Here is a 15,880-nt window from a genome sequence, read left to right as displayed (position 1 = left end):
TAATCCACCTTGATTCCATTTCAATCAAACTCAGCTATAATCCCCTTTTTTGACCTTTCCGGAAAAGACATAATCATGAACAAAACTTTCAAATTCAGCGCATTGGCTTTGTCTGCTTTGTTGGCACTGACTGCTTGCAACCAAAAAGACACTGCCGCTAAAGACGCCCCTGCTGCTTCCGCAGCTTCAAATGCGACTGCAGATGCTTCTGCCATCGGTTCTACTGCCCAACAAGCCAGCTACGCAATGGGTGTGGATATCGGCCGTTCATTGAAACAAATGAAAGACCAAGGTACGGAAATCGATTTGAAAGTCTTCACCGAAGCCATGGAAGCCATGTTTGAAGGTAAAGAAGTCAAAATGACTGAAGCCCAAGCTCAGGAAGTGATGATGAAATTCCTGCAAGAGCAACAAGAAAAAGCTACTGCCAAACGTGCTGAAGATGCCAAAGTAAACTTGGAAAAAGGCGAAGCGTTTTTGAAAGAAAACGCGACTAAAGAAGGCGTGAAAACCAGCGCTTCCGGTCTGCAATACAAAATCACCAAAGAAGGCGAAGGCAAAAAACCGACTAAAGACGACATCGTTACCGTTGAATACGAAGGCCGTCTGATTGATGGTACTGTATTTGACAGCAGCAAAAACAGCGGTGAACCTGTAAGCTTCCCTGTAAGCCAAGTGATTCCAGGTTGGACTGAAGGTATCCAGCTCTTGAAAGAAGGCGGCGAAGCAACATTCTACATCCCTGCCAAATTGGCTTACCGCGAAGTTGGCGCCGGCGATAAAATCGGCCCGAACGCTACTTTGGTATTCGACGTGAAACTGGTTAAAGTCGGCGCGCCTGATGCCGCTGCACAACAACCTGTACAAGTTGACGTACAAAAAGTTCAATAATCCGAATCAAGGCTTACGCCCTTAAACAACGGATAAAAGGCCGTCTGAAAAATTCCGTTTCAGACGGCCTTTGTTCCAAACAAACAAGGAATTATGATGAAAAATATCGTCATCCTTATTTCCGGACGCGGCAGCAATATGCAGGCGATTGTGAATGCCAATATTCCTGATGCTAACATTGCAGCCGTATTGAGCAACAGCGAGACCGCAGCCGGATTGGCATGGGCGGCAGAGCGCGGTATTGCCACTGACAGTTTAAACCATAAAAACTTCGACTCGCGTCTGGCATTTGATCAAGCCATGATGGAAAAAATCGATGCCTATCAGCCGAATTTGGTCGTATTGGCGGGCTTTATGCGCATTTTGACCCCAGAATTCTGCGCACATTATGAAAACCGCCTGATCAATATCCATCCGTCCATCCTGCCTTCTTTCACCGGTTTGCACACCCACGAACGCGCATTGGAAGCAGGTTGCCGAGTGGCAGGCTGCACCATCCATTTCGTGACGCCCGAGCTGGATTGCGGTCCGATTATTTCACAAGGCATTGTTCCTATTTTGGACGGCGATACCGCTGACGATGTTGCCGCACGCGTGCTGACGGTTGAACACCAGCTTTTCCCGCAAGCCGTTGCCGACTTTGTTGCAGGCCGTCTGAAAATCGAAGGCAACCGCGTTTTGAATGCACAACGCAATGCCGCCGGTCAAAGCCTGTTGGCTTAATTAAAACACCATACACACAAGGAAAACATCATGAATCCGATTAAAACAACCCTGCTGACACTTTCCCTGCTCACTGCCTCTATCGGCGCACAAGCCGCTGAATTGCCGCAATCTGCCGTTTTGCAATACTCAGGCAGCTACGGTATTCCTGCGACCATGACCTTTACACGTAGCGGCAACCAATACAAAATCGTCTCTACCATCAAAGTACCGCTTTACAATATCCGCTTTGAATCCGGCGGCAGCATCAACGGCACAACCTTGAATCCGTCTTACTACAAAGATGTGCGCGGCGGTAAATTGTATGCCGAGGCCAAATTCTCCGGCGGCAACATTACTTACGGCAAAGCAGGTGATTTGAAAACCGAAAAATCCGGCCCGGCCATGGATTTGTTTACTTTGGCATGGCAACTGGCCGCCAATGACGTGCGCCTGCCGTCAGGTTTGAAAATTACCAACGGTAAAAAACTGTACACCGTCGGCAGCATGAACAAAATAGGCAGCGAAAGCTATAAACTGAACGGCGGCACAACGCCTGTGAGCAAATATCGCGTCCGCCGCGGCGACGATACCGTTACTTACTCTTTTGCTTCCGATATCGACAATATCCCTGCGCAAATCAGCTATACCGATGATGGCAAAACCTACAACCTGAAACTGACTTCCGTCAAAATCAACGGTAAAGTAGTGAAACCGTAATCTTTATTTGCTCAAACAAGAAGGCCGTCTGAAAAGTTTTCAGACGGCTTTTATCTTTACAGCAACACAATATCGTATTGCTCCTGCGTGTAGGCGGTTTCGACTGCCAGCGAAATCGGTTTGCCGATAAAGTCTATCAACATTGCCAGCGATTGAGATTCTTCGTCTAGGAACAAGTCGATGACATTCGGAGCGGCCAAAATGCGGAAGGCTTGGACATCGTAGCGGCGCGCTTCGCGGACGATTTCGCGTTGGATTTCGTAGCACACGGTTTGCGGCGTTTTCAGACGGCCTCGGCCTTGGCAGGAAGGGCAGGGTTCGCAGAGGATTTGGCTTAAGTTTTCACGCGAGCGTTTGCGGGTCAGTTCGACAAGGCCCAGACTGGTAAAGCCGTTGAGGGTGACGCGGGTACGGTCGAAACTGAGGGCTTTGGCAAGTTCTTGCAGGACGGCTTCGCGGTGGATCTCTTGCGCCATGTCGATGAAGTCGATGATGATGATGCCGCCGAGATTGCGCAGGCGAAGTTCGCGGGCGATGGTGTGGCAGGCTTCGAGGTTGGTTCGGAAGATGGTTTCATCAAAATTGCGCGCGCCGACAAAGCCGCCGGTGTTGACATCGATGGTGGTCATGGCTTCGGTGGACTCGATGATGAGGTAGCTGCCGAAGTTGAGGTTGACGCGCGGTTGCAGAGCGCGGGCGATTTCCTGTTCGATGTTGTGGGTTTCAAATAGGGGGCGTTCGCCTTTGAACAGCTCGATTCTGCCCAATGCGCCTTGAACGTATTGTTCGGCAAACTGGGTCATGCGGCGGTGGTTTTCGGTCGAGTCGACCAGGATTTTGTGCGTATCGAGGCTGAACATATCGCGCAATACGCGCAGGCTCAAAGGCAAATCTTGATACAGCAGGGTTTCGGGCGGCTGGATTTTTGCCTGTTTTTGAATGTGTTCCCACACTTTGGTCAGGTAGTTGATGTCTGATTGCAGTTGGTCATCGGAAGCGTTTTCAGCGTTGGTGCGGATGATGTAGCCGTGGCAGGCGTTTTCGGGCAGCAGGTTGTTGAGGCGCTCCCTCAGGTTACTGCGTTCGGCATCGTCTTCAATGCGTTGGGAAATGCCGATGTGGTCTTCTTGCGGAAGATGGACGAGGAAACGGCCGGCCAGCGAGATTTGGGTGGATAGGCGCGCGCCTTTGGTGTTGATGGGGTCTTTGATGACCTGAACCAAGACGGACTGGCCTTCAAAGAGCATGTGTTCGATGCGTTGGGTTTCATCCGGATTGCGGCGTTGTTCGAGGACGTCGACGATATGCAAAAACGCGGCGCGTTCCAAACCGATATCGATGAATGCGCTTTGCATGCCGGGAAGGACGCGTTTGACGACGCCCAAATAAATATTGCCGACCAAGCTATGGCCGCTGTTGCGCTCGATGTGCAGCTCGCAGATATTGTTCTCTTCCAAAACGGCCACACGCGTTTCTTGCGGCGTAATGTTGACGAGGACGGTTTCAGACGGACGCACGGCGTCCTTGGGGATGGGAATTCCTGAAAGCATGGGGATACCTGATTTTGAATAGAAAAACTTTTGCGATGTGTTCTTCTCCACAAAACAAATGGCAAAAGTCATTCTGCGAAAGCGCTTATCATACTTTAATTATGGTTTTTCCGCATCTGCACAAATGTTTATGGCTAAGAGGCCGTCTGAATGTTTTTTACAACCGTACGGCGGGAACACTTGTAAAATAACACCTATGCCCATATAGTCATGAACATTGGTATTTTGGAAGAGATCATGCAAACCGTTACTGTTTATACCGGTCCATATTGCCCGTACTGCACCATGGCGAAAAGGCTGTTGCAGGCGGTGGGTGTGAAAGAAATCAACGAAATCCGCATCGACGGCAATCCGGAAGTTTTTGCCGAAATGCAGCAGCTTTCCGGCCAGCGCAGCGTGCCGCAGATTTTTATCGGCGACACCCATGTCGGTGGCTTTACTGATTTGTACCGCTTGCAGCAGGAAGGCAAGTTGGACGAATTACTGAATCCTTAACCCTTAACTTAGGAAAATAAAATGAGCGAAGAATTGCAACCCGTATTCAGCGTTGAGCGTCTGTATGTAAAAGACTTGTCTTTGGAAGTGCCTCACGCACCACAAATCTTTTTGGAACAAGGCGAGCCTGAAGTGGATATGCGCGTTTCTACCGGCAACACCAAACTGGAAGACGGCTTCTACAGCGTTGATGTTACCGTGACCGTGACTGCCAAACTGAACGAAGAGCGCACCATGTTCTTGAACGAAGTTACCCAAAGCGGCATCTTCCGTCTGGAAAACATTCCTGAAGAAGACGTACAACTGCTGTTGGGCGTTGCTTGTCCGAACATCCTGTTCCCTTACGCACGCGAAGCCATTTCCAACAGCGTAACCCGCGCCGGCTTCCCACCTGTACTGCTTGCTCCGATCAATTTCGAAGCAATCTACCAACAACAACAGGAAGCTAACGCTTAATCGCGTTATACCTAAATTAAGGCCGTCTGAAACATTGCGTTCAGACGGCCTTTTTGTTTTCGGATAAAATACAGCAAACTTTAAATCAGCTGCCTTTTAAGATGACGCCCGAAACCCAAAAACAGCTCAAAATCACCGATGTTTCCGCCAAGAAACTCGAAAAACTCAACCTCCATACCGCATGGGATTTGGTCTTGCACCTGCCGTTGCGTTACGAGGACGAGACACATATCATGCCGATTAAGGATGCACCGATCGGTGTGCCGTGTCAGGTCGAGGGCGAGGTCATCCATCAGGAAGTAACATTCAAACCGCGCAAGCAGCTTATCGTCCAAATCGCCGACGATTCCGGCAGCGTCCTTTTTCTGCGCTTCATCCACTTTTACGCCAGCAACCAGAAACAGATGGCGGTCGGCAAACGCATCCGTGCCGTGGGCGAAATCAAGCATGGGTTTCACGGCGACGAGATGATTCATCCCAAAATCCGCGATGCCGAGAGCAGCGGTTTGGCGGAAAGCCTCACACCGATTTATCCAACTGTAAACGGTTTAAATCAACCTACTTTGCGCCGTATTATTCAGACGGCCTTGGACGTTACACCGCTGCACGACACCTTGCCTGATGCTTTATTAGTCCGTCTGAAACTGCCGCACCTTGCCGAAAGCCTGCGCCTTTTGCATTCGCCGCCGCCGAGTTTCACTATTCATCAACTTTCAGACGGCACGCTGCCTGCATGGCAACGGCTCAAATTCGACGAACTTTTGGCGCAACAGCTTTCCATGCGCTTGGCGCGGCAGAAGCGCGTCAGCGGCTCGGCCACGGCATTGGGCGGCGACGGCACATTGACTCAAGCCCTGCGCCATGCATTGCCGTTTGCCCTGACCGATGCACAAGAAAAAGTTGTTTCCGAAATCTGCCGCGATATGGCGCAAACCCACCCCATGCACCGCCTGCTGCAAGGCGATGTCGGCAGCGGCAAAACCATCGTCGCCGCCTTGTCTGCTTTGACGGCTATCGAATCCGGCGCGCAGGTGGCCGTAATGGCGCCGACCGAAATCCTTGCCGAACAGCATTTCATCAAGTTCAAACAATGGCTTGAGCCGTTAGGGCTTGAAGTCGTTTGGCTTTCAGGCAGCCAGCGCAAAAAAGCCAAAGACGAAGCCAAAGCCAAATTGGCTGACGGCTCTGTCAAAATTGCCGTCGGCACGCACGCCCTGTTTTCAGACGACGTCGAGTTTCAAAATCTGGGCTTGGTGATTGTGGACGAACAACACCGCTTCGGTGTCGCCCAACGCCTCGCCCTCAAAAACAAAGGGTGCGACGTCCACCAGCTGATGATGTCCGCCACACCCATTCCGCGTACGCTCGCCATGAGTTTCTTCGCCGACTTGGACGTGTCTGTTATCGACGAATTGCCACCCGGTCGCACCCCGATTAAAACCCGCCTCGTCAACAACGTCCGCCGCGCCGAAGTCGAAGGCTTCGTCCTTAATATTTGTCGCAAAGGGCAGCAGGCATACTGGGTCTGCCCGCTGATTGAAGAGAGCGAAACCCTGCAACTGCAAACCGCCACCGAAACCCTCGAGCAACTTCAGACGGCCTTACCTGAACTCAACATCGGCTTGGTACACGGGCGCATGAAGGCCGCCGAAAAAGCCGAAGTCATGGCGGAATTTGCGGCAGGTCGTCTGAACGTCTTGGTCGCCACCACCGTCATCGAAGTCGGCGTAGATGTGCCCAACGCCGCCCTGATGGTGATCGAACACGCCGAGCGCATGGGCTTGGCGCAGCTGCATCAATTACGCGGGCGGGTAGGGCGCGGCGCGGCAGAAAGCGTGTGCGTCCTCCTGTTTGCCGAACCTTTAAGCGAACTCGCTAAAGCACGGCTGAAAGTGATTTACGAACACACCGACGGCTTCGAAATCGCCCGTCAAGACCTCAACATCCGCGGCCCCGGCGAATTTCTCGGCGCGCGTCAAAGCGGCGTCCCCATGCTACGCTTCGCCAACCTTGAAGAAGACTTACACCTTTTAGAACAAGCGCGCGAAATCGCCCCTTTGCTGATTGAGCAAAACCCTGAAATCGTCGAAGCGCATTTGGCAAGATGGCTTTCCAGCAGGGAAGGTTATTTGGGCGTATAAAATTTGCTTTATAAAGAAAAAGGCCGTCTGAAATATTTCAGACGGCCTTATGATTTGCGTTGATGCAGCTTTTAGAAACCTTGCGCCAACATGGCATCGGCAACTTTGACGAAACCGGCAATGTTCGCACCATTGACGTAGTTCACTTTGTCGCCGACTTTGCCGTATTTCAGGCAGGATTCGTGAATGTTGTGCATAATGTCAAACAGGCGGCTGTCCACTTCTTCACGGGTCCAAGACAGGCGGATGGCGTTTTGACTCATTTCCAAACCTGAAGTCGCTACGCCGCCGGCGTTGGAGGCTTTGCCCGGAGCGTAGAGGATGCTGGCTTTGATAAATTGTTCGACTGCGCCCAAAGTTGACGGCATGTTGGCACCTTCGGCAACCACATAGCAACCGTTGGCCAGCAGGATTTTGGCAGCGTCTGCGTCCAATTCGTTTTGGGTGGCGCAAGGCAGGGCGACTTCGGCCGCGATGTTCCACGGTTTTTGGTTTTCAAAGTATTGCAGGCCTTGTTCTTTGGCATAAGTGGCCACGCGTTCGCGGCGTACTTCTTTCAGCTCGATCAAGGCGGCCAGTTGCGCTTCGGTCATACCGCTGTCAGGGAAGAGGACAAAGCCGTTGGAGTCGGAAACGGTCAATACTTTTGCACCCAGTTGGATGGCTTTTTCGGCAGCGTATTGCGCCACGTTGCCGGAGCCGGAAATCAACACGCGTTTGCCTTCGATGCTGTCGTTGCGGGTTTCCAACATGGCTTGGGCAAAATACACGCAGCCGTAGCCGGTAGCTTCAGGACGAATCAGGCTGCCGCCCCATTCGAGGCCTTTGCCGGTCAGGATGGAAGCAAATTCGTTGCGGATTTTTTTGTATTGGCCGAACAGATAGCCGATTTCGCGACCGCCTACGCCGATGTCGCCGGCAGGGACGTCGGTGTCGGCCCCGATGTGGCGGTAGAGTTCGGTCATAAAGGCTTGGCAGAAGCGCATTACTTCGGCATCGGATTTGCCTTTAGGATCAAAGTCGGAACCGCCTTTGCCGCCGCCCATAGGCAGGGTGGTCAGCGCGTTTTTGAAGACTTGTTCAAAAGCGAGGAATTTCAATACGCCCAAATCAACGGTAGGGTGGAAACGCAAGCCGCCTTTGTAAGGGCCGATGGCGGAATTCATTTGAATGCGGTAGCCGCGGTTGACTTGGACTTGGCCTTTGTCATCCATCCAAGTGACGCGGAACATAATCACGCGCTCCGGTTCAACAATACGCTCAAGCAGGCTTTGTTGGGTGTATTTCGGGTTTTTTGCCAAAAACGGATCCAAACTCATGAACACTTCTTCAACAGCTTGATGGAAGGGTTCTTGGTTGGGGTTGCGTTGTTTGAGATTGGTAAATAGAGCGTTCAGGTCGGTCATTTTTCTACTCCTATTGAGTGAGATATTTCAATATTTATGTTTTGAAATATAGCCGTAAAAATTTTACTTGCCAAGAAAAATTTTGCCTAGATTGTTGACATTATTTTTTTACCAACTTGTAAAAATAGAATTATATTTTAAATATAATTAAAAATATCTAAAAATATTTTATAAAATATGTTTTAATAAAAATAAAGTGCTAAGTAATTAAACTAGAAAATGTTGAAAAATTTTTTGTAAAAATTTAATTCAGCTCAAAATTTGTGTAAATTAGCGCTAAATTGTCAACATTGTTAATGAGTGTACTACGCAAATATAGGGAAGGTTGCCCCATTGAAGACAGAGAGGCAGGCCGTCTGAAAATTCGGTACAATACACACGAAATTCCCACAACACATACACTAAGGAAACACATGAAAGCCTATCACGACCTTATGCGCCATGTTCTCGACAATGGTATCGACAAATCCGACCGTACCGGCACCGGAACGCGGTCTGTGTTCGGTTACCAAATGCGTTTTGATTTGAGCGAAGGCTTTCCGCTGTTGACCACCAAAAAACTGCATCTGCGCTCGATTATTCATGAACTGCTTTGGTTTCTCAAAGGCGATACCAATATCAAATACCTGAAAGACAACAACGTTTCCATTTGGGACGAATGGGCGGATGAAAACGGCGATTTGGGCCCGGTTTACGGCTACCAATGGCGCAGCTGGCCTGCACCCGACGGCCGCCATATCGACCAAATTGCCAATGTGGTGGAACAAATCAAGAAAAATCCCGACTCACGCCGTCTGATTGTATCGGCATGGAATCCGGCTTTGGTCGACGAAATGGCCTTGCCGCCTTGCCACGCACTGTTTCAGTTTTACGTTGCCAACGGCAAACTGTCCTGCCAGCTTTACCAACGCAGCGCCGATATTTTCCTTGGCGTACCGTTCAACATAGCCAGCTACGCATTGTTGACCATGATGATGGCGCAAGTGTGCGGCCTGGAAGCCGGTGAGTTTATCCATACGTTTGGCGATGCGCATTTGTACAGCAACCATATCGAGCAGGCCCAGCTGCAATTAAGCCGCGATTTCCGAAACCTGCCAACCATGAAAATCAACCCTGAAGTCAAAGACTTGTTTGCCTTCAAATTTGAAGACTTTGAGCTGGAAGGCTACGATCCGCATCCGCACATCAAAGCAGCCGTATCGGTGTAATCCAAGTTAAAAAACAAAAGGCCGTCTGAAACTTCAGACGGCCTTTTGTTTAGGCAGGGTTATTGACGTTTCGCGCCATAGCCACCGATTAAGTGTTCGGTTGCATCTTTGTTTTTCAAGCCGTAAGTGCCACCAATTTCTGCAGCATTTGGGCCGTAGAATTTGCCGTTCAGATTACCGCTTAACTTGTCATCGGCCGTGCTGACTTTACCGGAGAAGAGGTTGCCGTCTTTCCAGCTTGCCGTACCTTTGAAATCGTAGTTTTTATCTGCTTTAGATACGCGCTTACCATTTTCCAAAGTATGGAAGTGTGAGTTTGACGTTTCAAAACGGACACCTTTGAGGCCGAAATCAACGATAGCCATGACATTGGAAGTCAACTGACGATTGTTCTTGTCGGTAACCACATAGGCAGTGGAAATACCTTTGTAGGTGGCTGTACCTTTTGCAGGCAGGGTAGTGAAGACAGTTTCATCGCCTAGGCTTTGGTAGCCTTGGTATACATGTCCTTTAGGGTCGGTGTAATGCGCGAAGGTTTGATATGTCCAGCCGGCCGCAGAAGGATCATGCAAAACAATTTTGGTACCGTCATCAAAATTGATGACATAGACACCGTCGAATTGTTTGTCAAAAACTAAGCCGTTTGTATCGGTGCGGAAGTAGGCTAACTTATCACTGTCAATTTTATTAAAGGTTGCCAGACCAGTGCGATGTTGCAGATTTTTTTGGTATAAAGAGTCTAATTCTTCAATTTTAGCTTTAATTTCCTTTATTTTGTCATGGTCAACTTGACCAGACTCTGTGTTTTGTTCTTTTTTTAGATTTTCTTTTTCAGCTTCTAATTTCTTATAAAGTTCAACAATACGTTCATCCAAAGTCGATTTGCCGTATGCGAATTCGGTATTTTTCTCTTTGCCTGTTTGTTCGCTGACATCAGTTTGAGTATTGCCTTTTGAATATACTTTGGCAATAACAGAAGCATAACTTGTCCATGTAGGTTGGGTTGCGTTGCCAGCAGTGGTCTTGTTAAATAACACAACGCCGTCCATTTTGACTTCATCATTGCTGTTAAAGTCAATAGAACTGATCAGACCATTTTGGTTGCGGTCTTGATTGTCTGTTTGGAACATTTTGCCTGCGGCATCTCTTCGGATTTGTACGTTAGGGTTGGATTGCTGTGCACCTTTGGAAGAGATGAAATGTGTGTGCAAAGGCTGGCTAACGTTGGCCGGATCGATTGGAGCTTCATCGGTCAGTTCGGCAAGGTTGTCGGCACTGTTGGTGAGCGTAGCAGACGGCGCTTTCGGAGTATTGGCATTGCTGTTGTTGGCAGGATTGCCATTGTTGCCAGCAGAGTTGCCGGTATTATTGGTAGGAGTTGCGCCGGTGCTTAAAGCAGATGAACCGCCGCCTCCGCCACCACCGCATGCGGACAAAATGGCTGCGCTGACGGCTGTAAAAACGATGGTTTTAAGTTTGGTTTGGATGTTTGACATGAGATTCCCTATATAGTTATTCGCTTGATGAAAAGGTCGGAGAGATCGTTTATCTGATTTTTAAACCTTTAATTTCCGATAATAACCATAAATCATAAAAAAATAAACAGTTTGTTTGCATTTCTGTACAAAAATTAATCAAAGGGCAGGTGGTTGGGTAGATGTTTTTTTAGTTAATTGTTTTATATGAATTTATTTTAAATATTTTAGTGAGTTCGATAGCTGGGCTGTTTCTTTTTAACAAACTTTTCAGACGGCCTTTGGAAGATAAAAAAGCAGTCGGACTTTATGGATGCTTTTCTCTCAACGGATAAGCGTATTTCCGTTAAAATACGCCTTCTTTTCCGATTCGAAACATTGCCATGCGTCTTACCCACATCAAACTCTCCGGCTTCAAATCTTTTACCGACCCGACCACGATTCATGTGCCGGGGCAGCTTGTTGCGGTTATCGGGCCGAACGGCTGCGGCAAGTCGAATGTGATTGACGCGGTGCGCTGGGTGTTGGGCGAGGCTTCGGCGAAGCAGCTTCGCGGCGAGAGTATGCAGGACGTGATTTTTAACGGTGCGGTAACGCGCCGTCCTGCGCCGAGGGCTTCGGTGGAGCTGGTGTTTGACAACAGCGACCACAGTTTGCAGGGGGCGTGGGGGCAGTATGCTGAAGTGAGCATCAAGCGGCAGTTGACGCGTCAGGGCGAATCGACTTATTTCATCAACAATCAGACCGTGCGCCGCCGCGACATTACCGATTTGTTTTTAGGTACGGGCGTGGGCGCGCGCGGTTATGCCGTTATCGAGCAGGGGATGATTTCGCGCATCATCGAAGCGCGGCCGGAGGAGTTGCGCGCCTATATCGAGGAGGCGGCGGGCGTGTCCAAATATAAGGAACGCCGTAAGGAGACGGAAGGCCGTCTGAAAGACACGCGCGAGCATTTGCAGCGTTTGGGCGATTTACAGAACGAATTGGCGCGTCAGGTGGAAAAGCTGGAAAAACAGGCGGAAACCGCCGAACGCTACAAATCCCTGACCGCGCAGTTGAACCAGCAACAGGATTTGCTCGATTACGCCCAATGGCAGCAATCGCTTGCCGCCGCAGATAAGGCGACCGCGCAGCATCAGTCTTTGCAGGCGCAGCAAGACGAAACCGCTGCGCAGATTCAGGCGTTAAACGACGAAGTCCACGCCTTGCAGACCGCCGAGCAGTCGCAGCAGCAGGCGGTACACGAATTGAGCAACAAACGCGGCGTGTTGCGCGAGCAGATTGCCCGTTTGGAAGAACAAATCCGCCATCAGCAAAACCTGCACCAACGCATCGAACGCGACAAACAGGCGGCGCAGGCGCAGATGCAGCGCATTCATCAAGAGCAGCAGCAAATCCGCGTGAAGCTGGAAGAAAACGAGTTGCAGGTCGAAGAAAAGCAAACCGAATTGGCGGAGTGGGCGATGCAGGTTGCCGAACACGAAGAGCGTCTGCCCGAATTGGAAGAAGCACAAGCTACGCTCAATGCTGCCTTCCAGACCCAGCAGGACGAGGCAAACCGTATCCGCCGTGAACTGGCGTTGAAGCAGCAGCAGCTTGCCCATGCCGAACAAACGATTGCCAAGCATGAAGAGCGCAAAGGCCGTCTGAAGCAGGAAAACCAAGCCCTGAACCTGCCCGACGAAGCCGAAACCGCTGCCGTGCAGGAAGCCGCCGCTTTGTTGCAAAGCCAGCAAGAGCATTACGAAGAACAAATCATCGCCGCCGAAGAAGCCTTACACGCCGCCCGCGAGGCGTTTCAGACGGCCTCAAACCGCTTCCAAAGTCTGAAGCAGCAACACATCACCTTGCAGGCGCAGCAGCAGGCGTTGTCGCAAATCCTGTCGCAACAGCAGGAAGCCGCCGATTTCTGGCAGGCAACCGACCATGCCGCCGCGCCGCAACTGTGGCAACACATCACCGCGCCTGCCGAGTGGCAGCACGCCTTGTCCGTCATCCTTGCCGAACGCCTGCAAGCCCGCAGCGTACCGCATGGTTTCGTTCCCCCCGCGCCTTTGCCGCAAGGGCAGGCGGCATGGCTTTCAGACGACCTCTCCGGCGGCATCAAAAAATCCCTGCCTGTACAGGCATTGCTGAACCAAATCCAAGCGCAGCCGCCGTTTCAGACGGCATTGCACCACTGGCTCGACGGCGTATTGTGCGCGCCCGATTTGAGCTACGCCTTCGCGCATCAAAGCGATTTGGGCGCACATCAAATCTGGCTTACGCCCGAAGGCCATCAGGTCGATAAAGTCAGCGTCCTGCTCTATGCCAAACCCGCGCAGGAAAGCCTGATTGCCCAAAAAGCGCGTCTCGACGGCATCGCGTCCGAATTGGAAAACCTCGCCCCCGAACTTTCCGCCGCCGAAGCCGTGTTCAAACAGGCGGAAGCCGCCGTGCGCTCGTCCGAAGTGCAGCACAAAAATCTGATGCAGCAACAACAGCAGCACACGCTCCAATACAGTCAAGCGCAGCAACGCGCCGCCGAACTTCTGGCGCGCACCAACCAAGGGCAAATCCGCCGCGAACACATCGAGCGCGAACTGGCGCAGTTGGCGGAAGAGCAGACCGTATTGCAACATACTTCAGACGGCCTTGCAGACGACATCGCTACTTTGCAGGAAGCTGCCGCCGAACTCGAACACCAACAGCAAACCGCCGCACACAGCCGCCAAGAACAGCAAGGCCGTCTGAAACAGGCGCAGCTTGCCCTGTTGGAAGCCAGCCGCCAATACGGATTGGCTGAAGTCACCGTTCACAAGCTCAACCAACAAAAACAAAACTACCAGCAGCAAATCGCCCGGCTTGAGCAGCAAACCCTCGACTGGCAGGAACGCCAGCAAGAGCTTGCCCTCGCCTATGAAACCGAGTTCCAAAACGACGAGCAGCACATCAAGCTCGACGAGCTGACCGAAGCCGTACACACGCTGGACGAAGAATACATCGTCGTGCAGGACAAACTCGCGCAGATTCAGGATCAGGGCAGGGAGCAATACGCTAAAGTGCAAGCCCTGCAAACCAAGCTGCCGCAGCTTCAGGCCGCCACCCAAACTGCCCTGTTGCAGCAGCAGGAAGCCCTGATTAACGCCAAACGCTACCATCAAAATCTGACCGAACGCGCCGCCGATCTGGACGCGCTCGAAGCGTTGGCGAAAGAATCGCCGAAAGTATTGAACAGCAGCATCGGCAGCCTCACCCAGCAAATTGAAGCCCTCGGTGCCGTCAACCTCGCCGCCCTGCAAGAACTCGAAGAAGCGCGCGAACGCGACGGCTACTACCGCAGCCAGAGCGAAGACGTGCAGGCCGCCATCACCCTTTTGGAAGAAGCCATCGCCCAAATCGACGACAAAACCAAAGCGCGTTTCAAAGAAACCTTCGACGCCGTCAACGGAAAAGTCCAAACCTTCTTCCCGACCCTGTTCGGCGGCGGCGAAGCCACCCTCAAAATGATAGGCGACGACCTCCTGACCGCCGGCGTGTCCATCATGGCGCGTCCGCCCGGCAAGAAAAACAGCACCATCCACCTGCTCTCTGGCGGCGAAAAAGCCCTCACCGCCATGAGCCTCGTGTTCGCCCTGTTCAGCCTCAACCCCGCCCCCTTCTGCCTTTTGGACGAAGTCGACGCCCCGCTGGATGACGCCAACACCTCGCGTTTCTGCAACCTTGTCAAAGAAATGTCGGCGCAAACCCAGTTCCTCTACATCTCCCACAACCGCCTGACCATGGAAATGGCGGAGCAACTCGTCGGCGTAACCATGCAGGAAAAAGGCGTCTCGCGCGTCGTCGCCGTGGACATCAAACAGGCGTTGGAAATGGCGGAACTGTGATAGGGGGAGGAAATTTTATTGCGCTTGATACGGAAAGGTCGTCTGAAAAACCAAATTAGGTTTCAGACGACCTTTCCGTCAATCGAAATAGGGTGTTGGATTCAGATATCAAGCTGCTAATGTTTGGGTCTTTAAATGTAGTCGAATAATAAAGATTCAGATAGAAACCGAGCAGCCGGATAAGATAGTACTAAACCGACCAAATTTTACGAGAGTAAACATGAACGAAACCGAGCAAGTTTGTTTTAATGAAAAGCGCAGGCAGCATTTTTTGACGGAGGAAAGATTTAATAAATTTAATGATTATTTTGTGGAAGCTATTCCTGAATATAATAAATGGAAACTCTCAGATGATTTGGCATTACGATTTTTATCTAGACAACAAGCAGAAACCTACTGGGATTATTTGAAAATCATATATACCGCAGGTAATCCGATAGAGGATTTAATTCCTGTTCTAGAAAAATTTTTAGCTTCAGAGGAAGAGATAACTAAATTCTGGCAGCAAAATAAAACCAAATTAAACGATATCGGCTACTACACAAGCCCGATGCTGTGGTGTGACGTTGAGCATTACCTTAAAACTCTGCACCTCATTGCGCTGTGCTACCTCCTGCAACGCGAAGACTTGCTCCCGCGTCTTCTTGAAGTCATCCTTGCCAATGCTGAAGATGATTTAGAACCTGATACTACTATTGAAGACTTTTTGGACTACCATTTTAAAAATCGTCCCGATCCGGATTACGTCCAAATGGGCAAACACGCTATTTTATTCGGTGAAGCTATGCGCGGCGAAACCAAAGAAGAACAGTTAGAAGAACTCACTGCCTATCTCAAAGACTGGTATCATGAAATGGTCGGCATGAGTGACCTTGAGTACCAATCCCACCTCGATCCCGATCAGAACGGTTATTGCGGCTACTGGGCTTTTGAAGTCGCCGCCATTGCTTATCTTGATGATTTGGACGAT

Annotated in this window: 12 protein-coding genes; 9 read left to right on the top strand and 3 right to left on the bottom strand. The window is 50.6% G+C overall.

Annotation, left to right across the window (positions count from 1 at the left end):
* Positions 1 to 75: 75 nt before the first annotated feature.
* The 3 genes from HMPREF2700_RS06300 (at position 76) to HMPREF2700_RS06290 (ending at position 2,313) form a co-directional block, all read left to right on the top strand.
* Positions 76 to 891 (top strand): FKBP-type peptidyl-prolyl cis-trans isomerase, encoded by an 816-nt coding sequence (locus HMPREF2700_RS06300; RefSeq protein ID WP_070584285.1) that lies wholly within the window; start codon positions 76 to 78, stop codon positions 889 to 891.
* 96 nt (positions 892 to 987) lie between these two features.
* Positions 988 to 1,614: a phosphoribosylglycinamide formyltransferase gene (gene purN / locus HMPREF2700_RS06295; RefSeq protein WP_070591019.1), complete on the top strand. Its 627-nt coding sequence runs from the start codon at positions 988 to 990 to the stop codon at positions 1,612 to 1,614.
* A gap of 30 nt (positions 1,615 to 1,644) precedes the next feature.
* On the top strand, positions 1,645 to 2,313 hold the full coding sequence (locus HMPREF2700_RS06290; RefSeq protein WP_063076018.1) for a hypothetical protein: 669 nt from the start codon (positions 1,645 to 1,647) through the stop codon (positions 2,311 to 2,313).
* 56 nt (positions 2,314 to 2,369) lie between these two features.
* Here HMPREF2700_RS06290 and HMPREF2700_RS06285 read toward each other — a convergent pair whose 3' ends face one another.
* Positions 2,370 to 3,863, bottom strand: coding sequence for an Rne/Rng family ribonuclease (locus tag HMPREF2700_RS06285; RefSeq protein WP_070591018.1), 1,494 nt, complete (start codon positions 3,861 to 3,863; stop codon positions 2,370 to 2,372).
* 237 nt (positions 3,864 to 4,100) lie between these two features.
* Here HMPREF2700_RS06285 and grxC point away from each other — a divergent pair, with 237 nt between their 5' ends.
* The 3 genes from grxC to recG all read left to right on the top strand — a co-directional run bounded on the left by grxC (position 4,101) and on the right by recG (position 6,955).
* The gene (grxC, locus tag HMPREF2700_RS06280) at positions 4,101 to 4,358 is read left to right on the top strand and encodes a glutaredoxin 3 (protein WP_003684090.1); all 258 of its coding nucleotides are present in this window, start codon (positions 4,101 to 4,103) and stop codon (positions 4,356 to 4,358) included.
* 21 nt (positions 4,359 to 4,379) lie between these two features.
* Positions 4,380 to 4,814 carry a protein-export chaperone SecB gene (gene secB / locus HMPREF2700_RS06275; RefSeq protein ID WP_003745844.1) on the top strand — a complete coding sequence of 145 codons (435 nt, stop codon included), beginning with the start codon at positions 4,380 to 4,382 and terminating at the stop codon, positions 4,812 to 4,814.
* A 101-nt stretch (positions 4,815 to 4,915) separates the two neighbouring features.
* Positions 4,916 to 6,955 (top strand): ATP-dependent DNA helicase RecG, encoded by a 2,040-nt coding sequence (recG, locus tag HMPREF2700_RS06270; protein WP_070591016.1) that lies wholly within the window; start codon positions 4,916 to 4,918, stop codon positions 6,953 to 6,955.
* Positions 6,956 to 7,026: 71 nt separating this feature from the next.
* Here the strand turns inward: recG and gdhA are convergent, their stop codons facing one another.
* Complete coding sequence (gene gdhA, locus HMPREF2700_RS06265; protein ID WP_070591014.1) at positions 7,027 to 8,361, bottom strand: NADP-specific glutamate dehydrogenase; 1,335 nt, start codon at positions 8,359 to 8,361, stop codon at positions 7,027 to 7,029.
* A 413-nt stretch (positions 8,362 to 8,774) separates the two neighbouring features.
* Between gdhA and HMPREF2700_RS06260 the strand changes: the two genes are divergently transcribed.
* Complete coding sequence (locus HMPREF2700_RS06260) at positions 8,775 to 9,569, top strand: thymidylate synthase (protein WP_070591013.1); 795 nt, start codon at positions 8,775 to 8,777, stop codon at positions 9,567 to 9,569.
* 59 nt (positions 9,570 to 9,628) lie between these two features.
* Here the strand turns inward: HMPREF2700_RS06260 and HMPREF2700_RS06255 are convergent, their stop codons facing one another.
* The gene (locus tag HMPREF2700_RS06255) at positions 9,629 to 11,065 is read right to left on the bottom strand and encodes a transferrin-binding protein-like solute binding protein (protein ID WP_070591011.1); all 1,437 of its coding nucleotides are present in this window, start codon (positions 11,063 to 11,065) and stop codon (positions 9,629 to 9,631) included.
* Between the two features lie 362 nt (positions 11,066 to 11,427).
* Between HMPREF2700_RS06255 and smc the strand changes: the two genes are divergently transcribed.
* Positions 11,428 to 14,910, top strand: coding sequence for a chromosome segregation protein SMC (gene smc / locus HMPREF2700_RS06250; protein ID WP_070591010.1), 3,483 nt, complete (start codon positions 11,428 to 11,430; stop codon positions 14,908 to 14,910).
* Between the two features lie 220 nt (positions 14,911 to 15,130).
* Positions 15,131 to 15,880, top strand: a 750-nt coding sequence (locus HMPREF2700_RS06245) for a PoNe immunity protein domain-containing protein (protein ID WP_070591008.1), incomplete at its 3' end; no start/stop codon positions are given.

It is taken from the genome of Neisseria sp. HMSC068C04 (genome assembly GCF_001810105.1).
GTDB lineage: Bacteria > Pseudomonadota > Gammaproteobacteria > Burkholderiales > Neisseriaceae > Neisseria > Neisseria flavescens_B.
The sequence above is the reverse complement of the archived record's forward strand: the minus strand, read 5'-3'. Positions and strand labels throughout refer to the sequence as shown.